Source organism: Sphingomonas faeni (assembly GCF_030817315.1).
Classification (GTDB): Bacteria; Pseudomonadota; Alphaproteobacteria; order Sphingomonadales; family Sphingomonadaceae; genus Sphingomonas; species Sphingomonas faeni_C.
In genome coordinates, this window is record NZ_JAUSZF010000001.1 from 867,919 (window position 1) to 894,426 (window position 26,508).

Sequence of the window (26,508 nt, forward strand, 5' to 3'; positions counted from 1 at the left end):
ATCCTGGCCGGTGGATTGCTGGCAGTCGGATGGGGCGCGCCAGCCCGGTGTGCGGCTTGCGATGGGATAGCCAGAACCCATGCCGAGGGCATGTCGGCCGCTCCGCTTTACGCCCCTGAACTCCACCGCGGCGTAAGCGATCATCCAACGATCGCGCGGGATCGTGTGGCGTATGACTATGGACGCCCTGCATATTATATTCCGACCACGAGGCTCTTCGCCGACGAAGCGACGTCAGTGGTGTCGAGCAAGGCGGAGGTGCGGTCTTGACGCGGGATCGAGGCGCGGCCCCCGTCTGGCCAAGCCGTCGGGTGATCGACCTGCTGAAGGTCGAGCATCCGATCATCCTGTCGCCCATGCCCTTTGGAGAATCCCCAAGTCTCGCGCTCGCCGTCTGTGCTGCCGGCGGACTCGGCTCGATCGGGTGTGCCGTAAGCACCCCTGACGAGGCCGCCCGCAAGATCGCCACGATGCATGCGTCCACCGACAGGCCGTTCGCGGTCAACTTCTTCTGTCATCTCGAAGCCGCAGTCGATCCTGCAGCCGAGAGCATCTGGGTTGATACGCTGCGGCCCTATTATCGCGCGTGGAACATCCCGTTCGAGCCGTCACGGGAGAGGCTCACGATCACGCCGTTCGACCATGCGATGTGCGACGTCGTCGAGCGCGCGCCGCCGGCCGTGGTGAGTTTCCATTTCGGCTTGCCGGCCCGGCATCTGGTCGACCGGCTGAAAGCGCTCGGGTGTCGGTTGATGTCCTCGGCGACCACCGTTGAGGAGGCACGCTGGCTGGAGGCGAATGGTACGGACATCGTCATCGCACAGGGCGTCGAGGCAGGTGGTCATCGAGGCTCGTTCCTCGCACGTGATCCCTCCCGAAGCGGGGGCAGCGAGCATGGGACGTTCACCCTGTTGCCACAGATCGCCGATGCGGTGAGCATACCGGTCGTTGCCGCGGGAGGGATTGCAGACGGGCGCGGGATCGCCGCGGCATTCGCTCTGGGAGCAGATGGCGTACAGATCGGCACCGGCTATCTGCGGTGTCCGGAGGCCGCGATATCCCCATCGTATCGCCACGCTTTGGAGCGCGCTGAGAGCGACAGCACGGTCGTCACGAACGTCTTTACCGGGCGTCCCGCTCGCGCGATCGTCAACCGCCTGGTGCGCGACCTCGGGCCGATCTCGCGCCTTGCTCCGGCATTTCCGTCAGCGATGACCGCAACGCGGCAATTGGCTGCGGAGGCAGCGCGGCAGGGCGACACCGACTTCACCGCGTTCTGGGCAGGGGAGGCCGTGGCGCTGGCGCGCGCCCTGCCGGCGCAAGAATTGACGGCGGTCCTCGTGGCCGAAGCGATGCAGGTACTCGCCGGCAACGGCGCGAACCCTACGACCGCGCGCCTGCCGGACTGAGCCCGAAAAGCCTGCGGATACCGTTCAACATGGCGCTCGGTTCCGGTGGCGGGGCGCCTGCCTGCGCCGCAACCGCTCTGTCCACCAAGCCGAGGCCGCGTTGCACCGATCGCTCGAATTCCCGAACGAGATTGTGGTCGCCCTGAAGCAGCGGCGCGAGCGCGGCGCGGGTGATCTCGTAGACGACGCTCGCCGTCAACGCCGTGGCGCTGGCCGCATGCGGGGCATCGGTCAGCATGCTGATCTCGCCGATATATTCGCCGGCACCGATCCTCCCGACGAGCGTCTTGGCTCCGTGCTCGGCGCCACGCGTGATCTCGAGAACGCCCGCCGCGATGACGTAGAGACGGTCGTCGCCGGCACCTTCCCGAAAGAGCGTATCGCCCGGGTGCAGCGAACGCGGCCGCATCTGCTTTGCGAGGTCAGACCGTTTGTCCCGGCCAAGCGGCCCGAACACCGGAAGTTGGCTGATCAGCGCTTCGGCTATGGTGGCATCATCGGCGGCGGGCGCCGCGTACCGCAACTGAAGCGCAATGCGCGCCAGTAGCACACTCTTCGTGCGCGCGATCTTCGACGTCGCCGACACGAAGAAGTCGATCGCATACGCATTGGTCCGAATGCCGAGACGCAGGATCGTCGCGGACGGCGACGGCGACAGGAGGACATCGGGACATAGCAACGTCGCGTGGTCGAGGATGCGGAGGACGTGATCGACCGGCTCGTCGGCTGGCCTGATCAGCTGAAGCCGCGTCGAGCGTCTTTCGGTCGGAAAGCTTCGGTTCACGATCTGCGCCTTGGCCACGACGCTGTTCGGGATCGTCGCGATGTCGCCGCCATCGGTCAGGATCCTGATGGACCGCCAGTTGGCCTGGGCCACGACGCCTTCGACGCCGTCACCCAGCGTTATCCGGTGACCGACCCGGAACGGATGCTCGATGCCGACGGCGATGCCCGAAAAGACGTCCGACAGGGTGTTCTGCAACGCGAGCCCGACGACGACCGCGATGATGCCAGACGTCGCCAACAGGCCGTTGACCGGCAGAAGCAGGACGAAGTTCAGGACGATCAAGGTCGCCGCGATATAGATCGCGCCGGACACCAGGTCGGAGGTGATGCACGCTTCCCGCGACGCCTCGTCGTGGCCCAGGATGCGGTCGACGATCAACGCCGCCAGGTTCGCCGCCGCGAACCACCACGCGATCGCCACCGCGCGCAGAAAATGCCCTTCGGGTCCCAGCGGTACCCTTCGGCCGGTCAGCAGCGGCGAGGTATCGTACCGGTACAGCGCCCAGCCCAGGAGCATCGTCACCGTCAGGAAGAACACGGCTCTGATCGACGCCGATCGTTGCCGTACGACCAGCAGCCCGGCCGTGACCGCGCCAATAACGAGTATCGGAAGAATAAAGGAAAACACGCGCTGGCGTAGCACGGACATTTCCGACCAGCCAGCATTCGAGCAGCGCGGCTGAAGTCTGCCAAGTATTCCGGCAAGACTATGCGGATGAATCGTGCCGATCGTCCAACAGGCCGGACATAGAATCTAACGCAGGCGTCCTAATCAGCTTTTCAGTATTGGCGCATAGGGCACACATGACGAAGACAATCACGCTCGCTCGACCGAAGCTTCAGGGTGGGCGATGAGCCACCTCCCGAAATCTGTCGCTGCGATGTCATCGAGGGCAGGGGGCGTCGAGCCTCGCACCCTCGTCGGCCGCATGGCCTATGGCGCCGCGGTACTGGTCGGAGCGTTCGCGATCTATTCTGGATTCCTGCGAGTTATCGACGACCAGGTCGTTTCGCTGATCTTCACGTTGATCCTGGCGCTCTGGGTTCTGGTCGTGATCGGCGCATCGCCAGCCAACCGCCGCTGATTGTGGCATGAGGGTCGAAATCAAGGAAGGGTCTGACATGGAAATTGGCATCGATAGCTTTGCGGCCACGTCCGAAATATTGGGCGGCGAGCATCCGGTCGGCGACGCCGATCGGATGGCGTTCCTGCTCGACGAGATCGAGGAGGCGGATCGTGCCGGGCTCGACGTGTTCGGGATCGGCGAACATCATCGAAGCGATTATCTCGACAGTGCGCCAGCCGTGATCCTTGCGGCCGCAGCGGCACGCACGTCGACCATTCGGCTTACCAGCGCCGTCTCGGTCCTGAGCGCGGCCGATCCGGTGCGTGTCTTCCAGCAGTTCGCGACACTCGACCTGATATCGCGAGGCCGCGCCGAAATCGTCGTCGGGCGCGGCTCTTCGGTCGAGGCGTACCCGCTGTTCGGCTATGATCTCAAGGATTACGACGCGTTGTTCGCCGAAAAGCTCGACCTGCTGATGAAGGTGCGGGACAACGCGCAGGTCGAATGGTCGGGGCGCTTCCGGGCGCCGCTGACGGGGCAGGGCGTCTACCCCCGCCCGCATCAGGCTTCGCTGCCGATCTGGCTGGGCGTCGGTGGCACGCCGCAATCGTTCGTGCGCGCCGGCACGCTCGGGTTGCCGTTGATGGTGGCGATCATCGGCGGCGAGATCGCACGCTTCCGTCCGCTGATCGATCTGTACCGGCAGGCGGGTGCCAGCGCCGGTCACGATGCGAAGATTTTGAAGGTCGGGATCCATGCGATGGGGTTCGTCGCCGATACGACGCAGGAAGCCGCGGATCGCTTTTTTCCGGGGTGGCATAATATGTTCACCAAGATCGGTCGCGAGCGCGGTTGGCCGCCCGCGACGCGTGCGCAGTTCGACGCGCTTGTCGGCCCCAATGGTGCGTTTCTCGTCGGGGACCCGGAGACTGTCGCGGCCAAGATCCTGCGCGCCAATCTCGATATTGGTGGGATCGATCGGATTACGTTCCAGATGAGTTCCGCGGGGCTCGATCACGACGCGATGCTGCGTTCGATTGCGCTGCTGGGACAGGACGTGCGCGCGCGTGTGAACGGTTACACATGACGGACGCGGACGGGTTTTCGTCGAGACTCATTGTCCAAAGGTTGGGACGTTAAGTTCCTCGATCACCGGGTGTTGGGCGGCGGCAATCGATCATAGATCAGGGATCATTGATCGGCTGTCTGCCGCTACCATCTCGGGAAAATTCGTGATGTTTGTACGTTGTTACAAGGCGATAAGCCCAGGCCGGGCTGTGGCTATACTGTCCCCGATGGCTGACCCGCGCGCTTTTGCTGTACGTGCGGAATGAACACGTCGTCGTTGCTGCGCGTCATCGTCGCCGACGAGGCCGGCGCAAACCGGAGCGAAGTTGTTTCGTATCTCGAGAATAACGGCATACAGGCCATGGTAGTCGCCGCGCGATCCGATCTTTTTCGGAGCATCGATTTCCAGGATCCCGATGCCATAATTCTGGAAAAGCGGTTCGAGTCCGTCGATAGCCTGGACCTCCTGCCGGTCATACGCCGCAAGAGCGCTGTCCCGGTCATCCTCGTTGGCGGCAGTGCGACGGACGAGGGCGACCGCGTCATCGGATTGGAGACGGGCGCCGACGACTATCTGTCGAGGCCGCTCGGCCTGCGCGAATTGCTGGCGCGGACGCGTGCGGTGATCCGTCGCCGCGATATTGCGAATACGCAGAAGCCGCGAAACGTCTATCGTCGATACCGGTTCGCGGACTGGCTGTTCGATCAGCGTCAGCGACGGCTCGAACGGATCGATGGCACCGAGCAACCGCTGACGAACACAGAATTTGCGCTGCTCAGCGCGTTCGTGGTCGCTTCGGGAAAGGTGTTGTCGCGGGAGCATCTGCTGCGCGTCACACGGCGGCACGACGACATCTCCGATCGCAGCATCGACGTCCAGGTGTTGCGTCTTCGTCGCAAGCTCGGGGAGGGGGCGCCGCATGGAACGCTGATCCGATCGAAGCGCGGAATAGGATATGTCTTCGATACAAACGTCCGACTTGCCTGATTGCGCGCCCGCGCGCGCCCTCCCGCTCGCGCAGTCGACGATCAGCCTGTCGAGCTACGTCTGTAACCGTTTCAGCGTAGTACCAATTCAATAGCAATACTAAAGCCGGCGAGCCGAAGCCGTCGATCAGGTGAAGGGGCGTTCCAGGTTCGCAATTCGTCCATGTCGAGGCAGTCAAAAATATGACGTTCGGCGACGATGCACTGACCTAATCATACCGAGCTCACATTTTGACCGAAATAACCATCGACCTCGTCACGAATAATTACGATCGGAAGTTGTTCGTCGATCTACCATTTCGTTTGTACCGCGACGATCCATCCTGGGTCCCGCCGCTGAAAGGCGAGGCGCTGGGTTTGATAACACCCGCAAAGAACGGCTGGTTCAGCCATGCCAAGGCGCAGTTGTTCCTGGCGTATGAGCGCGGACGGGTGGTCGGGCGGATATCGGCGCACATCGATACGCTGGCGCTCACCATGCCGGCGGAGCAGGGGTTCGGTCCGGGGGTAGGGCAATGGGGCCTGATGGAGGCCGAACGCGAGGAGGTGTTCGTGGCGCTGCTCGCGGAAGCCGAGGATTGGCTCCGCCAGCAGGGCATGACGCGCGCGCTGGGTCCGATCAGCATGTCGATCTGGGAAGACCCGGGCCTGCTCGTCCACGGCTTCGACCATCCGCCGACGATCATGATGGGTCATGCCAAACCCGTATATCGCGAATGGATCGAGCGGGCCGGGTATCGGCGGGTCAAAGAACTGCTGACCTACGATCTCGATATTACAAAGGGTTTTCCAAAGATCGTTCAGCGGATCGTCGCGTCGGGTCGGGCGAACCCGCGGATCCGCATCCGTCCGGTGGACAAATCCAGGTTCAAGGACGAGGCGGCGCTCATACTGGCCATCCTCAACGATGCCTGGTCGGACAATTGGGGCTTTGTTCCGCTCACGGATCCCGAGATCGACGATGTCGGCATCAAACTCAAACCCATCGTGTTCAACGACCTGATCAGCATAGCCGAGCTGGACGGTAGACCCGTGGCGTTCATGATCGCGCTTCCCGATCTGAACGAGGCCATTAAACCGCTCAACGGCTCCTTGCTGCCGTTTGGCTGGGCGAAGTTGCTCTGGTGGCTGCGTAAGCCGCAGGTTCGAACGATACGCGTGCCCCTGATGGGTGTGATCAAGGAACTTCAGGCGTCGCGCATGGCCAGCCAGCTTGCCTTCATGATGATCGAGAATATCCGATCCGCAGCGGTCGCCAACTACGGCGCGACGCGGAGCGAGATTGGCTGGATCCTCGACGACAACAAGGGAATGCGGTCGATCGCGGAGACGATCAACAGCAAGGTCAACAAGATCTACAATATCTACGGAAGAGACCTGCGGGAGTTGGGCGGAAAGCTGCCCGCTTCGACGTCGTCGGAGTTCCGGGATCGCTTGCCACGCCGGTCGAAGATGGCGCGGTTCTGGCATTTTCACATGCCGTACTGACGGCAGGTCTCGCCAAAAATCATTATAAAGGAGCCGTTGGTGCAGTCAGCATCCGGACAGATACTTATCGTCGGCGCCGGGATAGCGGGGCTCGCCGTGGCGCGTGCGCTGCAGGAACGGTCGTTGCCGTTCTCCGTCGTCGAGCGCCGCACGGCACCCAGCGACGGCGGGCTAGCCATCGTCCTGCCGGGTAACGCGGTACAGGCGCTGGCTACGCTCGGGCTCCGGGATCAGATCGAAGCGATCGGTCATCCGATAGGTCGACGGCAGTATCGCGCGGCGAATGACAGACTGCTGTGCGAGATCGACGAGGATGCCTTCTGGGGCCCGGCGCGCCGGCCGCGCAGCGTGCGCCGTGCGGCGCTGCTGGCCATGTTGGCGGACGGGCTACCGGACCACGCGGTCTGGCACGATGCCAGCGTGGCCGCGATGGCGTCGTATGCGACGCATGCCGAAGTCACGCTGACCAACGGTGCCAGCCTGGGCGCCCGGCTCGTCGTCGGCGCGGACGGCGTTCATTCGACGATCCGCGCGCAGGCCTTCGGGGGCGACAGCGGTGTGACGGGCGCGTTGATCGCGCAATCGAGCTGGCGCTTCATGGCGCCCAATCCGGGTGTCGATTGCTGGAGCCTTTGGACGGGGGCCGACGGCATGGTCCTGCTCGTCCCGGTGGACGGCGATACCGTGTACGGATGGGTGGCCACGACGCGACCGCATCCGGGCGGCAGTCCAACCGATGCTATCGCCCGAATGGAGCACGGCTTTCCGGAACGCGTTCGGCGCGCCCTGAGGCACGCACTTTCGCCGGAGGGCAGCCTCTATCATTCCCCGTTGGAAGAGGTGCGCCTGCCGAACTGGCATCGCGGTCGTGCGGTGCTCGTCGGCGACGCGGCGCACGCGACGGCTCCGGTGTGGGCGCAGGGTGCCGCGCTCGCGTTGGAAGACGCGATCGTCCTTGTCCGATCGATCGGCGAACACCCCGATATCGAGACCGCGCTGGCAGACTATCAGCACCAAAGGTGGAAGCGGGTCGCGCATGTGCAGCGTCTGACCGATGCCATGTCGAAGGCCGCCAAGCTGCCGAACCTGATCCGCAACGCCCTGCTCCCGGTCATCGGCCCGCGACGGTATCGACAGACCTACGCGCCGCTCAAAGCCGAAGTCTGACGCCGGCCAAGACCATCCGACATTATCAGTTTCCCTCGTTCGAGTAGAACATCATGTTTCACAATTTTCTCCCCCGCCGCTTCATCTTCAATGGCGTGGATATGCGGATACTCTTGTCGTCGAAGGACAATGGGGGGCAATTCTCGCTCATCCAGGGGATCGTGCCCCCCGGCGGCGGCGGCGGGCTTCACGTCCATGCGTTGGAAGATGAAACGATGCATCTTCTGGAAGGCGAACTCGACGTGACGATCGGCGGCGAGACCTTCGCCTTGCGCGCCGGGGAGACGTATTTCGCGCCGCGAAACGTTCCGCATGGTCTGCACAATCGCACCGATCGACCGGCGCGTGGCCTTGTCGTCACCACGCCCGGCGGGTTCGATCGCTTCATCGCGCAAGCCGGCATCCCGCTGTCCGACACTGACAGCATCCCTGCCGGCAAGCCGCCGACCGAGGCCGAGATGGGACATCTCCTGACGCTGGCGACAGAGTTCGGCATCACGATCCTTGAAGGGCCCGCCGGTCCGAATTGAGCGCGCCGTGCGGCCCCGCCGCGAACCACGCCCTCCTGTCGCGAAAAGCTGAGTTCCGACCATGATCCTCGATCGTCGTACCCTTACCATAGGCCTGCTCGCCGCCGCCGCCGTTCCGACTCTTGCCCTCGCAAAAGCAACATCGCCCTATCCCGATACGGCCCAATGGCACATCGATACGCCGCCGGAGCATGAAGGCATGGCGCCGGGACCGAACGGCGCCGTCTACTACCGGGTTTACGGCAAACCGGGCGGTACCCCGGTCGTGGTCCTGCACGGTGGCCCCGCCGCCGGCGAGATCTACACGCGGCCTTATGCGGGGCTCGCAACCGACCGTCAGGTGGTCCTGTACGACCAGACCGGCTGCGGACGGTCCGCGCGCCCGGACGATCTGACCAAATACACGCCCGACAGCTACGTCTCCGAACTGGAGATGCTGCGCGATCATCTGGGTTTTCCGAAGATCGCGGTGCTAGGCCACAGTTGGGGCGGCTTCCTGGGGCCGTTATACGCGACCGCCTACCCCAAACGCGTCAAGGCGCTCGTCCTGGCAGGCTCGGCGACGTCCACGCAGGATTTCACCGAGGCCGCCAGCCGCTGGATGACGGCGTTCGGAACGGCGGCCGTCGCCACCGTCACGCGCCATTCCGCCGACCCCGCACGATCGGACCCGGCTTATGACGCGCTGATGATGGCCTATTACCAGCGCCACATGCTGCGCATCGATCCCTGGCCGGCCTTCTTCAACGAGGGTGGCGAGGCGCTGGCGTCCAATCCGGTCTACATCCATCTCAACGGTCCCAGCGAGATCGACTTCACGGGCACGCTGAAGAATCTCGACATAAGCCGGAGCCTGGCGAGCATCCCGGTGCCGACGCTCGTCACCTGCGGCGAGTTCGACGAAGTGCCCGCCTGGGTCGGCACCAAGATCGTCAAGCTGATGCCCAACGCCCGGCTGTCGGTCTTCAAGAACGCCTCGCACATGGCGCACATCGAATATCCGGGCGAGGTGATCGGCACGACATCGCGCTTCCTCCGCACGGTCTGAAGAGCCCGCGACGGCTGCAAAGGAATACCCTCGGCAGCCGTCACCTGCCTCTAGACGGCGGCAGGTCGATGAAGTGCGACCCATGCCACGAGCGCGTTTGCGAACGCGGTCAGTATCGTTCTGCCGGGACCGTCGATCAACGCACCGTGGTCGTCGAACAGCATCGGCGAATGACCGAGATAGGTTTCAGGCTGCTGCATCGCGGGCATGTCGAGAAACACCAGCGACTGGCGCAGATGATGGTTGGCGCCGAAACCGCCGATCATGCCGGGGGAGTGCGAGACGATGCCGGCCGGCTTCGACGCCCAGACGCTCGCGCCCTGCGGCCGCGATCCGACGTCGATCGCATTCTTCAACGCGGCGGGGACCGACCGGTTATATTCGGGCGTCACGAACAGGATGCCGTCCAGCGGTGCGACCGCGCTGCGGAACGCATCCCATGCGGGAACGTCCTCTGCGTCGCGCTCGGGGTTGTAGAGCGGGAGGTCGCCGATCTCGACGATTTCGAGTGTCAGCCGGGGTGCCAGAATGTCCTGCAGCGCGCGGGCGATCTTTCTCGAGGTGCCCTTGGTCTGCAGGCTGCCGATCAGGACGCCGATGCGTGGAAGCGTAGTCATTAAAAATCCTCGTAGAGTGGCGCGTCCGGGACGGGCGGCGGGATTCAGCCGCGGACCGCGCGTGTCCGTGCGGCATCGATGCTCCACACTCCCGCCCCGGCGATGCCGATGAAGAGAAAGGCGAAGCAGTAGAGGATCGCCCGCTCGCCGCCGTTTAGGGAGGGGAAGAACCCCTGCGGCGCGTGGACGAGGAAATAGCCGACTGCCATCTCGCCAGACAGAAGGATTGCCACCGGGCGGGTGAACAGCCCGACGACGAGGAACGCGCCGCCGACGAATTCGAACAGGCCCGCGACGCCGAACAGGCTGAGTATCGCGACCTGCCCGGGCTGAGCACCGGCGGGATAACCGGTCATCTTCGCGAGCCCGTGGGCGAAGAACAGCAGCGCGAACACGATGCGGAAGAGCGACAGCAAGCGGGGTGTCCAAACGGGTTCGTATGAAGATGGCATTGTGATCTTTCCTAAAGCAGAGGCGCGAGAGATGCCGATGGCTCCGAAAAAGACGTCTAGTTTGCTTGCTGCACCTCCAGAACCTGATCATCTCGGAACACAGAGTCTCGTCCTTCGGACTTTCAATATCTCTTCGCGAAGGCGGGAGTTTCTGCGCGAAGGCGGGACGCGAAGAGTATCGGGCTAGTGGTCGACAGTCCTGGGAGATTTCCCGGGACAGTCGTTCAGGGCGGGCAGGCAATATCCCCTGCTTGTTGCGCAAGCCTCGCTGCTACGTACTCCGACCAGTTGGACGGCGGCGCCTTCGCCATCACGCCACCATGTCGACCGTCATCCCGTGACGGGTGGTCGGGATCGTCCCAAACCTCGGATGAACCGTCTTGATCCTGCCGGCTAATCGGCCGGCCAGCAATAGCCTAACTGTAAAACCATCGAACCGGCATCCGTACCGCATGCCGTGGTCTCGAGGCTCGACCGAGCCGAACGTGCAGGAGTTACCATGACCAACCTAACGGACGCCCCGTCGCTAGACGCATGGGCAGGCAATATCTTCAGCTCCGGTTGGATCACGAGCAAGGGCGGAACCGAGCCCGTTATCGAAAAGGCCACCGGTGTCGTGCTTGGCAGTACCGGTGTCGCATCGGCGGAGGATGTCAGGATCGCTGCAAGCGCCGCGCACGATGCGCAACCGGCATGGAGCGCATGGACCGGACCGGCGCGCGGCAACGTGCTGCGCGAATTGTCGCGTCTCATTCTCGTGCACGGCGACTGGATCGAGGAGCAGTTGATCCGCGAGACGGGTTCGATCCGCCTTAAGGCACAGTGGGAAGTCGGGGTCGTCGCACGCGAGATCCTCGAAGCGGCCTCGCTCGGCAGCCAGCCCTACGGCGTTCTCAACGCGACTGCGGAACCCGGGCGCACAAGCGTCGCACGCCGCATTCCGGTCGGCGTGGTCGGGATCATCACGCCCTGGAACTCGCCCTTCATCCTCGCAGCCCGTGCGATCGGCCCGGCGCTGGCGTTGGGGAACACAGTGGTCCTCAAACCGGACATTCAGAGTCCGTTTGTCGGCGGTTTCATCTTTGCGCACCTGCTCGAATTGGCAGGTCTGCCCAAGGGTGTCTTCCATGTGCTGCCGGGCGCGGCGGAAACCGGTGCGGCGATCGTCGCCGAACCGCTGATCGACATGATCAGCTTTACCGGATCGACGAAGGTCGGGCGCCAGATCGGTTCGGTTGCCGGCGGCATGCTCAAGCGCGTGTCGCTCGAGCTCGGCGGCAACAATCCCTTCATCGTGCTGGAGGATGCCGACATCGAAGCGGCCGCGAGCGCAGGCGCCTGGGGCGCGTTCTTCCATCAGGGACAGATCTGTCTGACGGCCGGGCGGCATATCGTCCACGAGAGCGTCGCGGATCGCTATGCCGCAGCGCTCGTCCGCCACGCCAGGGGGCTGGTCGTCGGCGACCCGGTCGATCCCGCCGTCCAGATCGGACCGATCGTCAACGAGCGGCAGGCGACGAACGTCGATCGCATCGTGCGCGAGACGCTGGCCAAGGGCAGCACGCTGCTCGCCGGCGGCGCGCGCAACGGGCTGTTCTTCGAGCCGACCGTCATTACCGGCGTCACGCCCGGCATGGCGGCGTTCGACGAGGAGATCTTCGGCCCGGTCGCGCCGATCACCACTTTCTCCTCCGACGAACAGGCGATCGCGCTCGCCAACGTGTCCGAATACGGCCTGGTCGCCGCCGTCGTATCGCCCGATCTCGCGCGCGCCCAGCGCATCGCCGACGCGCTGCATTCCGGGGTCGTGCACATCAACGACCAGACCGTGCTGCACGAAGTCTACGGACCGATCGGCGGGGTGGGGAACTCCGGCAACGGCTTTGCCCACTCCACGCTGACCAACGCCGACCAGTTCACCGAGTGGCAGTGGGTCACGACGCGCACGACCGTCCCAGCCTACCCGTTCTGAGCACGCGGCCGGGGAGGGCTCCGGCGTCCCCGGCCAGCCATCAAAGGAATCAAGACATGACACATGCGTCGCGTATCGATGTCCACCAGCATATCGTCCCGCCGTTCTGGGCCAAGGCGCTCCCCGCGCATGGCGGCGATCCATCCGGCACCGTCGCGCCCGACTGGTCGCCGGAAACCGCGATCGCGTTCATGGACTCGCAACAGATAGCGACGGGAATCCTGTCGCTCACCGCGCCGGGCGTGGTGCAATGGCCGACCACCGAGCGCCGCGAGATGGCGCGCCGCGTCAACGAATACACCGCCAACGTCGTATCGGTACGTCCCGGCCGGTTCGGTAACTTCGCGACGCTCCCGTTGCCCGATGTCGAGGGCGCGTTGCTTGAACTCGACTATGCGCTCGATACGCTTCACGCCGACGGTGTGATCCTGCTCGCCAATGTCGGCGGGCAATATCTCGGCGATCCGGCGTTCGAACCTTTATGGGCCGAACTCGACCGGCGCCACGCCCTGGTCTTCATCCATCCCGGCCAGCCACCGTTGCAGACGATCCACGGTGTCGCCGGGCCGCTGGTCGACTATCCCTTCGACACCACCCGGGCCGCGGTGCAGCTGGTGCTCAACGGCGTCGTGGATCGCTATCCGAACGTCTCCATCATCCTGGCGCATGCCGGCGGGTTCCTGCCCTACGCATCGCACCGCTTCGCCGAGTTGGCGCAGGTCTTCCGGCCCGAGCTCGACGATCCGACGGCGCTGCTGAAGGGGCTGCAATCCTTCTATTTCGACACGGCATTGTCGTCGGGCGACGCGGTGTTTCCGACGCTGAAGGCCTTCGCGGGAGACCGCATCCTGTTCGGTAGCGACTTCCCCTACGCGCCGGCGCACGTCGCATCGTGCTTCACGGACAAGCTGGACGCCTATGCCGGGTTCACGCCCGCCCAGCGTTCGATGATCAACCGCGGCAAGGCCTTGGAACTCCTGCCCAGGCTCCGTCACCTGACCGCGTAGGCGGCACCGAGCAAAGATCTCTCCGGGGCGAGCGCCCGCCCCGGACGTGGAGTCACTTCTCGGCGATCTCGTTGCGAAAGACGCATCATGACCATCGTCAGTGCAAACGGCGCCCGGATTCCCGCCCTCGGCTTCGGCACCTTCCGCATGAGCGAGGACAGTGTTGCCGCCGTTCTGCCGGCCGCGCTGAGAACCGGTTTTCGCCACGTTGACACGGCGCAGATCTATGACAACGAGGGCGCGGTCGGTGCCGCGATCCGGTCGTCGGGCGTTCCACGGGACGAGATATTCCTGACCACCAAAATATGGGTGGGCAATTTCTCGCCGCGTGCGTTCGCGCGCTCGGTCGAGGAGAGCCTGCGAAAACTGCGGACCGACCATGTCGACCTGCTCCTGCTGCACTGGCCGAACGGCAGCGACGTGCCCCGCGACGTACAGATTGCCGAACTGAACGCCGTGCTCGAAAAGGGAATGACCCGTCACATCGGCATCTCGAACTACTCGATTGCGCAGATGCACGAAGCCGCGGCGCTCAGCGCAGCACCGCTGGTCACCAACCAGGTCGAATACCATCCCTTCCTGTCTCAGGATCGCCTTCTCGCCACCGCGCGTGACCTCGGCATGTCGGTCACCGCCTACTACGCGATGGCGGACGGCCGATCGGCGACCGATCCGGTCCTTCGCGAGGTTGGCGCGCGCCACGGCAAGTCCGCGGCTCAGGTGGCGTTGCGCTGGCTGATCCAGCAGAATGACGTCATCGCCTTGTCGAAGACCGCAAAGCTTGAAAGGCTGGAGGAGAATTTTGCTATCTTCGACTTCGCATTGTCGGAAAACGAGATGCTGACGATCGGGGAATTGGCTACGCCGGATGGCAGGATCATTTCCCCGCGCGGTCTAGCCCCCGACTGGGACTGAACCGGCGCGAGCGGCGGGTGGCTCGATCAGATCTGATCCTTCAGGATGATCGTCTTCGAGATTTTCGTGGTGCCGCGCAGGACGTCAAACGTGACGGCGGTTCCGACCGGGGCGTTGCGCAAGCGATACCGCAGTCCCGATAGATCGGTGACTGCACTCTTCGCCCCGTCCACGGCCGACAGCACGTCCCCCGCTCGCAGACCCGCCGCCTCCGCTGGCCCGCCTGCGACGACTTCGCCGATTGCAAGTCCGCTAGCGACGGCTTGGATCGAGATGCCCGCGCGTTCGTAGGTTCCCGTGTCGTCCACGACATCCGGGCGTCGCTGGAAATAGATGGTCTGTCCCGGGTAGTCGAAGGTCACGACATAGCGCTTGAGGAGTCCGCCCCCGATATTGCCGGTATAGCTGGGATCGGCGAACGCGCCTATTTTCTGGGACGAGAGGTTGGCCACGAAATGATCGAACCTGATCGCGCCGATCTTCAGGTCGTCGGAACGCGTCATGTACGCGGTGGTGGTGCCGCCGATACCGCTCCCGGACGTTCTTTGAACCCCGACGGGATGACACTTTCGCAACCCGTGTTGCTGTACGGCAGGAGAACTGACGACCAGTTCCGAACCCGATCCGGTGTCGATGCGAAACCGGCCCTTGATACCTTCGAACGATCCGGCGACCTCGGGCATATGGTCCGCATAATCGAACGGGACGGCAATGCCGGCGCGCTTGCGGTCGAATTTTTTCGGGTCCGAGAGCGTCAGGATGTTCGTCCTGTAATCGATCTTGACGATCACGCGACGCAGCAACTCATAGCCCATCATGCCTTGCATGGCGCGGGCGGGGGGAGGCGTATTTGGAAGGTCCAAGACCATCGCGGTCTGACCGTGAAGCATGAATTCGCCAATCTGCACGTCGAGACCATGCACGTATCCGGAGCTCTCAACCTTGTCGCCTATGCCACCGACGGCGGTGTTTCCGGTGGCCCGGACCGCCAGCGTCTTCGCGGTGGCTACCGTCAGGACCGCTAGTCCGCCGGTATCGAGAATCATCGTGAACGGACCCTTGCCGTTGATCCTGGCATCGAAAAGAACATGATTCCCCTCAAGCCAGAACGGCACGCTCGTGCTGCCCAATGCACCGAATGCGAAATCCTTGGGGTCGGTCTTCGGCGGTGAGAAGTAGCGTCTGGGCAGTGTCTTGGATGACTTGGTCCGGATCAGGGTGAAGGTCTGCCGGTACTGCTCGCCATCGCCGCCGTCGATCGTCATCGACCCTGCGTACAGGCAACCCCCGACATTACGGTACTCGCTGTAGACGGTCGTGGTCGTGGCAGCGCCGATCTTTTGAGTCACCTGAGCGAGCAGATGGGTGTTGACATCGAACCAGGCCGTAAAGGTTTGTCCACGCAGCGGGGTAACCGTCAGTCGCGCGTAGCGTCGCCCTGACTCCACCACCGGTCCGGCATCGGAGATCGCCGCACCGGCTCTGTCGGTGGCCCACCAGGCGTTCGCTCCGCGATATGCCTCGCTGATCGCCAGCGCCGGCATCTCGCCGCCGGCTTCGGGGCGCACGGTGCCCGACACCTCCTGTTGCCAGGGCATTCGGCCATCGAAGCCTTCACCAGTCCGCATCGGGCCGGTCGATTGCCAGTTGGCATACCGGCCCGTCCTTCGGTCCATAACGGAATGGAGGATCGTCGGCGCATCAGGATCGATCGAGCGCAAATCCTGTTCGAGCGTGCCGTTCCAGGCGCACCCCTGCGGCGCCGTCGCCGACCGGTTGGCCGCGAGCGTCTCGTCGATAGCATCATGGGTTTGGGGCGCCGCTCCCATGATGAAGGGCACGACGGCTGCCAAGCGAACCAGAACGGAGTAGCGTGACATCAGTAGTCCTTCGGTTGATTCAGTACGGCACGTGCCGATCTCGGAACGGATCGGTCCCGGTCCTGCGATCCGGCCGATGGGCGAACATCGGCGTCGAGCAGGCGACCGATGCCGCCGGCCGCTGCGGCGAACGCGGTGCGGTTGATCGCGGCGATCTCGTCGATAGCTACTCCGTCCGCAGGAGCGAAGCGGGCTGTGAAGGTCACGAGCGACCAGCCCTTCGTCGCTTGGTCGACGGTGATCTGGTTGCGCTGTTCCATCACCGGAATAGGGAAGCTCAACATTTCATAGTCGAGGCGGTGTGCGTGATCGTCCAGTCCTGTCAGTCGTTCCAGGACCGACTGACCGTCGGCGGTCAGCAGTTCGCGTTCTATGCCGGGCGTTATGTCGGTACCCACGACCAGCCGGCTGCTGCTGGCCACCGGGTTCCAGTCCGCAGCGCGTCCGAAGTCGCGGATCGTCGACCAGATGCGGTCCGGATCTGCGGCGATCTCGGCGGCGAACCGACCTTCGCCATGGCGGGGCGTCATACCCGCGCCCCGCCATTGGCCAGAAGGTGCTGGCCGGTGATCCAGCGCGCCCGGTCGGAGGCCAGGAACGCGACCACATCGGCGACTTCGTCGGCTTCGCCGATCCGGCCGAGCGGAGAGCCGGCAGCAATGCGATCGCGTTCGCTTTGTGGGGCATCATTCAGGAACTCGGTGTTGGTCGCGCCCGGCATCACCGAATTCACGGTAACGCCGCGATCTCCCAGTTCGAGCGCCAGCACTTCTACGATCAGCTTGGATCCGGCCTTGGACGCCGAGTGCAAGCCCATCCCGGCACCCGCGAACATGGTCGTCGACGTCGAGATGTCGATGATCCGGCCGTTGTCGCGCACGCGCCGTGCCGCCTGTTGCAGCACGAAGAACGAGCCCTTCGCGTTGAGCCCGAAGACGCGGTCGAAGTCCGCTTCGCTGACATCCGCGACGGGTACGCCGATGAACGGCAGGCCGGCATTGGCGACGACGATATCGAGGGCGCCGAACGCTGCCGTCACCTCGTCGAACAGTCGCTCGATGTCGGCGAGCTTGGCGACATCGCCTTGGAACGCGCGCGCGGTGCCACCGGCCTGTTCAACCGCGCGGACGGCTTCTGCAGCCTCTTCCGGGCGGCTGCGATAATTGATCGCCACGGTCGCGCCTTCGCGGCCCAGCGCTTCGCCGATCGCGCGACCGATGCCGCGCGATGCGCCGGTGACCAGCGCGACCTTGTTCGTCATGGACGTCATTGCGTGTCTCCAAAAAAAAGGGGGCGACTGACCCAGTCGGTCGTCGATCCATGGGGTTACTGCGGGAAGACGAACGAGGTGCTGACGTCGCGTCAGGTATTGATCCGTCCGGCGATCCGCTCGGCCACCATGATGGTTGTCACATTGGTCGGCACCGATGGGATGTCGGGCAGGATCGAGGCATCGACGACCCGCAGGCCCTGCATGCCGCGCACGCTTCCCGAGGCATCGACGACGGCGGTCGGATCCGCGTCGGCGCCCATCGGGACCGTCGATGTCGGGTGCTGGTAGGCGGCGATGTTGGCGACGATGTTGGCGCGCAAGGCGGCATCGCTCGTCACTGCCACGCCTGGCGCCATTTCGTGATCGACCATGCCGGCAAACGGCGCCGTTCGCCCGATCTCTCGCGACAGGTTCACCGCTTCGAGCATCCGATCGAGATCGCCTGGGTCGCTGAAGAAATTGTAGCGGATGTGCGGCGGCACCGTCGGATCGCGCGACGCGAGCTCGAACGATCCGATCGATTTCGGCAGCGTCACCGCCGCCGCAAGCACGATCGCGCCGCCGGTCGGGCTCGCCTTCGGATCGATGAAGTGGGTGGCCGATACCTGGAGATCGAGATCGCCCCGGGCGGCACTGGAGGAGCCGGTCCACGCCAGCGCTCCCGCGGCGGGCAGCATCCCCTTGTCCGGGGTCTTCAGCGCGTAGACGTTGTAGAAGAACGGGTGATCCTGCAGACGCCGTCCGACGGGAAGGTCGGCGATCACCGGGATGCCAAGCGCGCGTAGGTGGGCGGCGGGCCCGATCCCGGAACGCATCAGGATGGCGGGGCTCCCGAAGGTCCCGCCAGACAGGATGATGTCGCCGCCATCGACGATCTCTCCGGATACGAGGCGCACACCGGTGGCGCGTTTGCCGGAGAAGATGATGCGATCGACTTCGGCGCCGCCGCGGATGACCAAATTCGGTCGGGCGCGGACCGCCGCCGTCAGATAGACCATGCCGGTATTCATCCGGACGCCATCGACGACGTTCAGCGGATACGGACCTGCGCCATCGACGTCATCGCCGTTGAAATCCCCGACTGCCGACAGCCCGGTCGCCCGCGCTGCTGCCACGAAGGCGCGTGACGACGGAGTGAGCTCGTCGAGCGAGCGCTGGCGGATCGGAAAGGGACCCGTGCGTCCATGCCGTTCCGCCGCACCCGATGGCGTGTTCTCCATCGCCTTGAAGGCGGGCAACACGTCGTCCCAGGACCAGCCCGCGATACCGCGCGCGGTCCAGCGGGCGAAGTCGGACGGTCTGGCGCGGATCGCGACGGTTCCGTTCACCGCCGAACTGCCCCCGAGCACTTTTCCGCGCGGCAGGGGAACGTCGTGACCGAGCCGGGCCTTGTCGTCGCTGCTGTATCCCCAATCGAAGTCCGGCGTTCCGACTACGCCGGCATTAGTGAGGGCGTCGGGGTAGCGGTCCGGCGCGAAGCTCGGTCCCGCCTCCAGCAGCAGGACTCTGCGCCGGGGATCGGCGCTCAGCCGGGTAGCGAGAACTGCGCCGGCCGAACCGCCGCCGACGATGACGACATCGGGGATCGCCCCGGCTGCTAAGACGCGTCCATTCGCCAACGATGCCGTAGCCAAAGCGCCAGTCCCAATAAGGGTTCTTCGTGTCACGTCCATGGTCATTCCTTCGTTGCGCCAGGGAGCTGGCTCCAGATGACGGACCGGATCATGGGTCGATCCGGTCTCGATCCGCTTGGTCACCGATCCCTTTTTCCGATGGCGAAGACGTACGTGAGCGAAGCTCGCTCGGCTTTCAGGATGCGCGCACTCCTGTTAGAAAACGCGCATCGCGGAAGGTGATGGTGACCTTGATCGGCACTTGGAATGTTCGGCAGGTATCCGTCGCGTTCATGCGGGCTCGGCGCGAGAACGGGGCGTGGCGTTCGAGCGAGAAGTCTCGACGGATCGTCCTTGTCGAGAAGGCAAGCGCCGATACGGTAGTTGCCGATCGGAACGAACTCTTACGGAGCTATCGTTGAAGGAGGCAGTGGTATGGGGGCGTTGCGGATGCACCGTGTGTCACTGGTTCCGTGCTCGTCATACCCGGCGGTTCGGCGTAGATTGTTCAACTTGCGCCAGAAAGTGATATTCGACCGGTATCGCAACGGTCGGCTCGGTCTCCTGGCCGCTGATCGTCAAGGGCATGCTGACGTTCCGCGATCCGAAGACCTTCCTGTTCTTCACGGCCACCAAGATCAGCCGTCACGCGGCAAACGCGTTTCTTGTACGCCTGAACGCCCGCAAGTCTAACCCGCAATGCCGCCGTCACGCCAAAGGTCTTCCGGCGCCAGCTCAAGGCGATTACGGCTTGGGGAACGCAATCCTTGCAGGAACTGGGCGTCATCCGTCAGCCGGTACTCGTCGCCAATGGAGACCACGACATCATGGTCCCCAGCGAGAACTCGCGCGCCGCATTCCGGATGCCGATCTCGTCCTCTACCCGACGCCGGGCACGGCGGCATCCTCCAGTATCACGAACTGTTCGCCGACCCTGCGATCGCGTTTCTCGACGCCTGACGTCTTTTCGCGACATCGCAAGCATCGGGAGAGGAAGCTGCGCAACTGACGTTCCAATTCACGATTCTCTTCGAGCACGATGACAGCGCCAAGAGAGGCGGGCTATCGCGAACGGCTCTCCAAGGGTGAGGCGTCCGTCCCCGCTATTGGCGACGTTCGCGAGCGGATAGTCGAAGTTGAAGCGGTCCTTTCGCTCAAAATGAACGAAATAGCAGCGCCTGTGTGTCTGGAAGGGGGGCAAATTATTACGAAGATGCGGGGACCTGTCGGTTTCCGTGTTCATCCAGCAGCACGCGCAACCGCTCAGCATCATCTGGTGAGGCGGGGTTGTAGATAATCATTCCGAGTTCGGGGCGTCCTTCGACGGCGAACGATGAGAACTCCATCGCGAGCAGCCCCGCATCCGGATGATGGATGCGCTTCACCCCATCGCCATGAGCAACCACGTCGTTGTCCTCCCATAGCGCGAGAAATTGTGGGCTGAGCCGGGACAGTTCGGTGACCAGCTTCGTCACCTCGATGCTGGTACTGGCGCGCGCGCGTGCGACATCGGCGCGAAAGGCACCCACTACGAAGCGGGCGATGCTGTCGAAGTCGGCGTTGCGGGCACGGACGTGGTCGCTGCCGAACATCAGCCATAGGATGTTGCGCCCCTCCCGCGGCAGCTTGGCGTAGTCGGTCAGCAGCACTGCGGCCGCTCGGTTCCAGCCCACCACGTCCCACATCGCAGTCTTTATGATCGCCGGGCTCAGAACCATCCCGTCGAGTACGCGCTGAAGCCGCGGGGTGATCCCCTCGACCGGCTGATAGCGTGCCTCCGGCGGACGTCCGAGACCGAGCATGTAGATGTGCTCGCGCTCCGGTTCGGTGAGCATCAAACCTCTCGCGATGCGATCGAGGACGTCGGCCGATGGCGCACCGCCCCGGCCCTGCTCGAGCCAGGTGTACCAGGTCGGGCTGATGTTCGCGCGGCTCGCCACCTCCTCGCGGCGCAAACCGGGTGTGCGGCGACGTCCACCCGCAAACCCAAACGCCGCAGGGTCGAGCCGGGTACGGCGATCCCGCAGATAGGTACCGAGCGGATTGGGCAGGTCGTTCACTATAGTCGATCCTGTTGAACGTTATACCACGATAAGCTCACTACTTTAACACGGAAGCGGTGCGGTGAATATGGTCGCCAGACAACAAGGAGATCTCCCATGCGTGTTTTTGTGACCGGTGCGACCGGCTTTATCGGCTCTCATGTCATCCCCGAACTCCTCGGCCGTGGGCACCACGTGCTCGGGCTGACGCGTTCCGATGCCGGTGCCCGGCAGCTTGAGCGAGCCGGCGTCGAAGTTCATCGTGGCAGCCTGGAACAGCCGGAGACGCTGGCCGGCGGCGTGGCTGCGGCCGACGCGGTGATCCATTGCGCGTTCGACCACAATTTCGAGACCTTCCTCGCGAATACCGCGAAGGACGAACGCAACATCACGGCGATGGGTGATGCGCTGGCGGGGACGGCCAAGCCGATCCTGATTACCTCGGGGATCGGCATCGGCACGCCGCGGAATGGCGGTCCTGCGACCGAGGACGCACTCAACCCGCTCCACGCCAATCCGCGGATCGTCACCGAGCTCGCCGCCGCAGCGCTGATCGCCCGGCGCATCGACGTACGCACCATTCGGCTGCCACAGGTGCACGACACCACCAAGGCCGGGTTGATCACGCCACTGATCGCGGAGGCGCGCCGCGCCGGAGCGATGGCATATGTACGCGAGGGCACCACGCGCTGGGCTGCCGCACACGTCAGCGACGTCGCCAAGCTCTACGTTCTGGCGCTCGAGCGCGGAGAGCCAGGCGCGAGATACCACGCTTCGGCAGAAGAGGGCGTCGATGCGCGCACCATCGCCGAGGCGATCGGTAAAGGTACCGGACTGCCGGTCCGCTCGGTCGGAGACGATGACATTCAGCATCACTTCGGCTGGATGGCACCCTTTGCCTCGCTCGATATGATCGCCTCGAGTAGCTGGACGCAGGCGCGGCTGGGCTGGAAGCCCACTGGTCCCGATCTCCTCAGCGACCTTGCCGCGATGGACTATTCCGTCCCCGTAGCCGCGTGACCGACCACCGTGGAATTCGACGCGCACATGAATGGCGCATCGATTGCGATCATTCGGCAGGCATATTTTCGGCATGGTCATGATCCTGCCAGTCGTGCCGTATGCGCTGGGGCAGCCCGGTAGATCGGACCGGCTAACACGCGGCAATCCGCTCGACGATGACCTTGACCGCATCGCGGTCGAGGGGCGCGCGATCGATCGAATTGTGGATGCCGATACCCTCGATCAACGCATCGAGCGCCCGCGCTGTGAGCGGGTCGAAGAAGCGGCCCAAGGCGCTTCGGCTGCTGTCCATCCAATTTTGCATGACCGCGCCGACCGGTGGGTGTCGGGCCGCAAAGGCGTATAATTCGTAGCTCAACAACAGCGTGCGCGGTTCCGCCCAGACCCGGTTGGCGATGATGTCGATGACTGCCGTACACGCCGTTGCGCGATCCGTCGCGACCTCCAGACGCGCGCGAAAGGCAGCGGAGGATTCCGAGGCCAATTGGAGGAAGGCCGCCGTGAGCAGGTCCTCCAGCGTAGCGAAATAATAGGTGACCGAACCGAGCGGAACCTGAGCCGCCTCGGCGATGCGACGATGGGTCGTTGCCGCGGTTCCATGATCCGCAATGACCGCGAGCGTCGCATCGATAATGCGCTGCCGCCGTGCCGGATCGTTGCGCCGGGACTGTTGGGTCATCACCTCTTTACCTCGATCTTGACATGTGTACATATGTACACAGCATTGATGGTGATTGGAAGGCAGCGGATATGGCGGAGGATCAGGTGAGCCGGCGGACGTTGATCGGTGGTGCGGCGGCGCTTGCGATCGCGGGCAATGCCAGCGTCGCGGCCGCGCAGGGCTCGGGAACCGCGGCACTTGGCCGCCGTGACGGTCGCTGGCTGAATGCGCCCAAGGCCTGGAAGGTCGCGCCCAGCGGAGACCTGACGCTCGTCACCGACAAGGGCAGCGATTTCTGGCGCGAGACGCATTACGGCTTCACCCGCGACAGCGGCCATTTCCTCGGCTTCACCGCGCCTGCCGCGTTTACCGCCCAACTGCGCATCCGCGGCCAGTATCAGAAACTCTACGATCAGGCCGGCATCATGGTGCGGGTCGACGAACGACGCTGGGTCAAGGCGGGGATCGAATTGTCCGACGGACGCGCCATGCTGAGCAGCGTGCTCACCGACGGCAAGTCCGACTGGGCGACCGGCCCCTACGAGCATGACACGCAGGATTTCTGGATGCGCGCGACCGTCGCCAAGGGCGTCCTGCGGTTGCAGGTCTCGGCGGACGGCAAGGTTTGGCCGCTCGTCAGGCTCGCGCCTTTTCCGATCGCGTCTTCCTATCAGGTCGGACCGATGGCCTGCACGCCCGAACGCGCCGGACTGGAGGTGCATTTCTCCGACCTCAGTATTACCCCGCCGCTGGGCAAGGACCTCCACGACCTGAGTTGATGGCAATGACGCAGAAGGAACGGATGCTGGCAGGCGAACTCTATATCGCCGACGACCCGGAACTCGTCGCGGACGCCGCGCGCGCGGCTGCGTGGCTCGATCGCTATAATCGTGCTTCGACAGCTACCGTGGCGGAGCGCCATGCGCTGTTGGTGGAAGGGCTTGGTCACGCGGGGAGTGGTGCGACAATCCGACCGCCGTTCCACTGCGACTATGGCTATAACATTCACCTGGGCGAGGGCGTGTTTTTGAATTTCGGGTGCACGGTGCTCGATGTCTTGCCAGTGCGGATCGGTGCGGGCACGCAGATCGGTCCTGGAGTGCAGATTCTCACCGCCGATCATCCGCGCGATCCGGCTCAGCGTGGCCAGATGCTCGAGTTCGGGCGGTCGGTCACCATTGGTCGAAACGTCTGGATAGGCGGTGCGGCGCTGATCCTGCCCGGCATTACTGTCGGCGGCAACGCGATCGTCGGCGCTGGCAGTGTCGTGACGCGCGATGTTCCGGATGGCATGACCGTGGCGGGCAATCCTGCTCGCCTCCTGAAATAGTGGCCGATTACTCAAGGACGTCAGCTTTCGAACGGATACGAATGAGAGTCCGAAGCAGGGAGACGCAAGGAACTGGAATAATCTTTCAAAGTGGGCTTTCTGGAGCGGATCAGTCAATCACACTATTGCCGATCCAAGCCATTGGAAACCCGCACTTGCGTCGGTGCTGACGTACTCCCAGAATTCATGCCGTTGTTCAGTTAGCTCGTTAGATGGGGACGAGTGACGCAGCGAGGCCGATTTACCGAGGATCGGAACATTGGCGTGCTGCGCGAGCATGGGGCTGACGTGAAGACCGCCGAGCTGTGCCGGAGCACGGGATCAGTGACGCGACATTCTACAACTGGAAAGCGAAGTCGATATGCCGGCTCCATTTGCTCTCGACGACAGCAGAAAAGATTTAACCTTACGATCTGTTCCTAGATGCGGTAGCGACGGTCATGAGTACGAAAGCAATAAATACGGGCCGCCGATCTGTACGGAAGCCGTTACGATCCACCACTGCTTAGTTCCACCATCACGACGTCTTGCTCACGCATGGGAAGTATCAGCTCGTAGGGCTTCCCGGCTTTGACCTGCAAGCTGCTTATCGCCGGAGCATCGGCGGTAAGATCTTGCAGTTTGCGAAGTTGCGTGTCGGTCAACTTGGCAGGCCGGCCCATGTCCAGATAGGTGGAATAGGCATCATTCTGGCGGAATCCGGTACGGCGTACTCGTAATGTGTATGGTCCCGGCTTTAGACCGGCAAGCTTAAGTTTAAGGGGAGCGGCCTGGGCCGGCGGACGGAGTTTGGTAAAAAATGGCCGGTTACTGAGCGGTTGCTCTGGCAACACGTCTCGCCACGCCAACACTTGCACCGTTCCGCCTTTCACTGCCGCAATGCTCTGATCGTCTCCCGTCGGCAATTCGCGATCGCCCAAATCGGCGAGATATTTGTACGCGAACCACGCCGCCTTGCGCACCCCTTGCGGAGTCATGAGGCCAAAGCCGCCTTCAAACGGTTTGGTTTGCGGGCCTGGCTCTTCGAAGAGATCGCTGTACGTCCAATAACTCATTCCCTGCGCCAATTCCTCGGTCCGACGTATTTTGGACAGGATATAGGCTGCACTCAGATAATCGTCGTGAATTGGATCGCGGGGATTGTAGCTGGTGCTCCATTCAGTAAAGAACAGGGGAAGTCCGGGTCGCCCTGCTGCGTCCATTTCTGCGCGGACCTTGCGGACGTCCTGCACTACGGCGTCCGGATTGCGGGACAATTTGTTGTCGCCTTCGCCTTTCTCGTCGAGGAAGCCGCCTTCGACGCCGTACGTATGCGTGGTAACGAAATCTACCGGCGCGTTCTGCTTCTTGCTGTATGCCAGAAATTCGGGGACCCATGCAGCACCCGCTGTCGAGGGGCCGCCGACGCGCAGCAGGGGATCGACTGCCTTTATCGTCCGCGCCGTGCGGCCATAATAGTCGAAATACGCTGATTGGTCAGCCTTTTCCCAAAAGCCGTCGAGATTGGGCTCGTTCCAAAACTCGAAATACCAACTGCGTATTTCCTGCACGCCGTACCGCAAGACCAGATGACGAACGAACGTGTCGACCAAAGCCTCCCATTTGTCGGGCTGCGGATGCGACGTGTTACCCTTCCAGTAGAAGATCGTCTGATCGGACTGCTTCATCGCGTCAGGTGTAAAGCCAAGTTCAACAAAGGGCTTCAGCCCCATGCCGAGAAGCTGATCGTATAAATAATCTACGCGGCGCCAGTCATAAACAGGTTTGCCTTCGACTTCCCGATACACGCCCAGTTGATCGGCAAAGATGTTGTGGAAGCGGATGTAGCGAAAACGAAGTTCGCGTTGGGCAATCCGTAATTGCGCCAAACTGTCCTGACGGATGAGCGTACCAGGAAAATCCGCGCCGATCGACTGCTGCGCCATCCGCGTTCGCGGCTTGGTTTCGCCTTGCACGTCTATTACGGTGAAAGGACTTTCAGCGGTCCGAGCAGCAGCGACTGTTGATGTCGTGCCGACGAGGACGGCGCAAGCTCCGAACGCGGCAGCCATTCTTGGTGTTGGAAAATGCATGCCGCAATCGCTCCTTTTCCGCTTGGTGTATGATAATCGTCCTACCGGTACAACCGATGGCCCGCGCCTAGCTCTCGAAACGCAAGCGCGAACGGGATGCG

At 63.4% G+C, this 26,508-nt stretch carries 25 protein-coding genes and 1 pseudogene; 16 read left to right on the plus strand and 10 right to left on the minus strand.

The genetic code is table 11. The features are described from left to right. Window positions 1-266 precede the first annotated feature (266 nt). Window positions 267-1,409: an NAD(P)H-dependent flavin oxidoreductase gene (locus tag QFZ54_RS04105; RefSeq protein ID WP_307084668.1), complete on the plus strand. Its 1,143-nt coding sequence runs from the start codon at window positions 267-269 to the stop codon at window positions 1,407-1,409. Here QFZ54_RS04105 and QFZ54_RS04110 read toward each other — a convergent pair. Continuing rightward, on the minus strand, window positions 1,384-2,838 hold the full coding sequence (locus QFZ54_RS04110) for a mechanosensitive ion channel family protein (RefSeq protein WP_307084671.1): 1,455 nt from the start codon (window positions 2,836-2,838) through the stop codon (window positions 1,384-1,386). The genes QFZ54_RS04105 and QFZ54_RS04110 overlap by 26 nt on opposite strands. A gap of 208 nt (window positions 2,839-3,046) precedes the next feature. Here QFZ54_RS04110 and QFZ54_RS04115 point away from each other — a divergent pair, with 208 nt between their 5' ends. The 7 genes from QFZ54_RS04115 (at window position 3,047) to QFZ54_RS04145 (ending at window position 9,550) form a co-directional block, all read left to right on the plus strand. Then, window positions 3,047-3,280, plus strand: a complete 234-nt coding sequence (locus QFZ54_RS04115) for a hypothetical protein (RefSeq protein WP_307084672.1) — start codon at window positions 3,047-3,049, stop codon at window positions 3,278-3,280. Between the two features lie 37 nt (window positions 3,281-3,317). Beyond that, the gene (locus QFZ54_RS04120) at window positions 3,318-4,349 is read left to right on the plus strand and encodes an LLM class flavin-dependent oxidoreductase (protein WP_307084674.1); all 1,032 of its coding nucleotides are present in this window, start codon (window positions 3,318-3,320) and stop codon (window positions 4,347-4,349) included. A gap of 243 nt (window positions 4,350-4,592) precedes the next feature. Next, window positions 4,593-5,318, plus strand: a complete 726-nt coding sequence (locus QFZ54_RS04125) for a winged helix-turn-helix domain-containing protein (protein ID WP_307084676.1) — start codon at window positions 4,593-4,595, stop codon at window positions 5,316-5,318. 230 nt (window positions 5,319-5,548) lie between these two features. Continuing rightward, window positions 5,549-6,805: an N-acetyltransferase gene (locus tag QFZ54_RS04130; RefSeq protein ID WP_373458436.1), complete on the plus strand. Its 1,257-nt coding sequence runs from the start codon at window positions 5,549-5,551 to the stop codon at window positions 6,803-6,805. Between the two features lie 39 nt (window positions 6,806-6,844). Next, window positions 6,845-7,972, plus strand: coding sequence for an FAD-dependent monooxygenase (locus tag QFZ54_RS04135; protein ID WP_307084678.1), 1,128 nt, complete (start codon window positions 6,845-6,847; stop codon window positions 7,970-7,972). A 53-nt stretch (window positions 7,973-8,025) separates the two neighbouring features. Beyond that, window positions 8,026-8,502, plus strand: coding sequence for a cupin domain-containing protein (locus QFZ54_RS04140; protein WP_307084680.1), 477 nt, complete (start codon window positions 8,026-8,028; stop codon window positions 8,500-8,502). Between the two features lie 61 nt (window positions 8,503-8,563). Beyond that, window positions 8,564-9,550 carry a proline iminopeptidase-family hydrolase gene (locus QFZ54_RS04145; protein WP_307084682.1) on the plus strand — a complete coding sequence of 329 codons (987 nt, stop codon included), beginning with the start codon at window positions 8,564-8,566 and terminating at the stop codon, window positions 9,548-9,550. 50 nt (window positions 9,551-9,600) lie between these two features. Here QFZ54_RS04145 and QFZ54_RS04150 read toward each other — a convergent pair whose 3' ends face one another. Both QFZ54_RS04150 and QFZ54_RS04155 read right to left on the minus strand, forming a co-directional pair. Then, window positions 9,601-10,167 carry an NADPH-dependent FMN reductase gene (locus QFZ54_RS04150; protein WP_307084684.1) on the minus strand — a complete coding sequence of 189 codons (567 nt, stop codon included), beginning with the start codon at window positions 10,165-10,167 and terminating at the stop codon, window positions 9,601-9,603. Window positions 10,168-10,211: 44 nt separating this feature from the next. Then, window positions 10,212-10,583, minus strand: coding sequence for a DoxX family protein (locus QFZ54_RS04155; protein WP_373458437.1), 372 nt, complete (start codon window positions 10,581-10,583; stop codon window positions 10,212-10,214). Window positions 10,584-11,118: 535 nt separating this feature from the next. Here QFZ54_RS04155 and QFZ54_RS04160 point away from each other — a divergent pair. From QFZ54_RS04160 to QFZ54_RS04170, 3 genes are all read left to right on the plus strand, one after another. Further along, the gene (locus QFZ54_RS04160; RefSeq protein ID WP_307084687.1) at window positions 11,119-12,591 is read left to right on the plus strand and encodes a benzaldehyde dehydrogenase; all 1,473 of its coding nucleotides are present in this window, start codon (window positions 11,119-11,121) and stop codon (window positions 12,589-12,591) included. A gap of 56 nt (window positions 12,592-12,647) precedes the next feature. Continuing rightward, window positions 12,648-13,598, plus strand: a complete 951-nt coding sequence (locus tag QFZ54_RS04165) for an amidohydrolase family protein (RefSeq protein WP_307084689.1) — start codon at window positions 12,648-12,650, stop codon at window positions 13,596-13,598. An 87-nt stretch (window positions 13,599-13,685) separates the two neighbouring features. Next, a complete protein-coding gene (locus QFZ54_RS04170) occupies window positions 13,686-14,513 on the plus strand; it encodes an aldo/keto reductase (protein ID WP_307084690.1) in 828 nt (275 codons plus the stop codon). 26 nt (window positions 14,514-14,539) lie between these two features. On the opposite strand, the gene QFZ54_RS04175 is transcribed toward QFZ54_RS04170, so the two are convergent. From QFZ54_RS04175 to QFZ54_RS04190, 4 genes are all read right to left on the minus strand, one after another. Further along, window positions 14,540-16,393, minus strand: a complete 1,854-nt coding sequence (locus QFZ54_RS04175; protein ID WP_307084692.1) for an aspartyl protease family protein — start codon at window positions 16,391-16,393, stop codon at window positions 14,540-14,542. After that, the gene (locus QFZ54_RS04180; protein WP_307084694.1) at window positions 16,393-16,923 is read right to left on the minus strand and encodes an SRPBCC family protein; all 531 of its coding nucleotides are present in this window, start codon (window positions 16,921-16,923) and stop codon (window positions 16,393-16,395) included. The genes QFZ54_RS04175 and QFZ54_RS04180 overlap by 1 nt, the downstream gene beginning before the upstream one ends. Next, window positions 16,920-17,663 (minus strand): SDR family oxidoreductase, encoded by a 744-nt coding sequence (locus QFZ54_RS04185; RefSeq protein ID WP_307084696.1) that lies wholly within the window; start codon window positions 17,661-17,663, stop codon window positions 16,920-16,922. Before QFZ54_RS04185 ends, QFZ54_RS04180 begins: the two co-directional genes overlap by 4 nt. A gap of 92 nt (window positions 17,664-17,755) precedes the next feature. Next, window positions 17,756-19,300, minus strand: a complete 1,545-nt coding sequence (locus tag QFZ54_RS04190; protein ID WP_307084698.1) for a GMC family oxidoreductase — start codon at window positions 19,298-19,300, stop codon at window positions 17,756-17,758. 565 nt (window positions 19,301-19,865) lie between these two features. Here QFZ54_RS04190 and QFZ54_RS04200 point away from each other — a divergent pair. Further along, window positions 19,866-20,288: a hypothetical protein gene (locus QFZ54_RS04200; protein WP_307084699.1), complete on the plus strand. Its 423-nt coding sequence runs from the start codon at window positions 19,866-19,868 to the stop codon at window positions 20,286-20,288. Between the two features lie 196 nt (window positions 20,289-20,484). Here the strand turns inward: QFZ54_RS04200 and QFZ54_RS04205 are convergent, their stop codons facing one another. Further along, complete coding sequence (locus QFZ54_RS04205; RefSeq protein ID WP_307089257.1) at window positions 20,485-21,342, minus strand: helix-turn-helix transcriptional regulator; 858 nt, start codon at window positions 21,340-21,342, stop codon at window positions 20,485-20,487. Between the two features lie 96 nt (window positions 21,343-21,438). On the opposite strand from QFZ54_RS04205, the gene QFZ54_RS04210 reads away from it, so the two are divergent. Further along, window positions 21,439-22,341 (plus strand): SDR family oxidoreductase, encoded by a 903-nt coding sequence (locus QFZ54_RS04210; RefSeq protein WP_307084701.1) that lies wholly within the window; start codon window positions 21,439-21,441, stop codon window positions 22,339-22,341. A 133-nt stretch (window positions 22,342-22,474) separates the two neighbouring features. Here the strand turns inward: QFZ54_RS04210 and QFZ54_RS04215 are convergent, their stop codons facing one another. Beyond that, a complete protein-coding gene (locus tag QFZ54_RS04215; protein WP_307084702.1) occupies window positions 22,475-23,023 on the minus strand; it encodes a TetR/AcrR family transcriptional regulator in 549 nt (182 codons plus the stop codon). Window positions 23,024-23,094: 71 nt separating this feature from the next. Here QFZ54_RS04215 and QFZ54_RS04220 point away from each other — a divergent pair, with 71 nt between their 5' ends. From QFZ54_RS04220 to QFZ54_RS04230, 3 genes and pseudogenes are all read left to right on the plus strand, one after another. Next, window positions 23,095-23,784 (plus strand): DUF1349 domain-containing protein, encoded by a 690-nt coding sequence (locus tag QFZ54_RS04220; protein WP_307084704.1) that lies wholly within the window; start codon window positions 23,095-23,097, stop codon window positions 23,782-23,784. Beyond that, window positions 23,784-24,335, plus strand: coding sequence for a sugar O-acetyltransferase (locus QFZ54_RS04225; RefSeq protein ID WP_307084706.1), 552 nt, complete (start codon window positions 23,784-23,786; stop codon window positions 24,333-24,335). Before QFZ54_RS04220 ends, QFZ54_RS04225 begins: the two co-directional genes overlap by 1 nt. Before the next feature lie 222 nt (window positions 24,336-24,557). Beyond that, window positions 24,558-24,691: pseudogene (locus tag QFZ54_RS04230) on the plus strand (transposase); the annotation flags it as partial. 132 nt (window positions 24,692-24,823) lie between these two features. Here the strand turns inward: QFZ54_RS04230 and QFZ54_RS04235 are convergent. Further along, window positions 24,824-26,407 (minus strand): GH39 family glycosyl hydrolase, encoded by a 1,584-nt coding sequence (locus QFZ54_RS04235; RefSeq protein ID WP_307084708.1) that lies wholly within the window; start codon window positions 26,405-26,407, stop codon window positions 24,824-24,826. Window positions 26,408-26,508 lie beyond the last annotated feature (101 nt).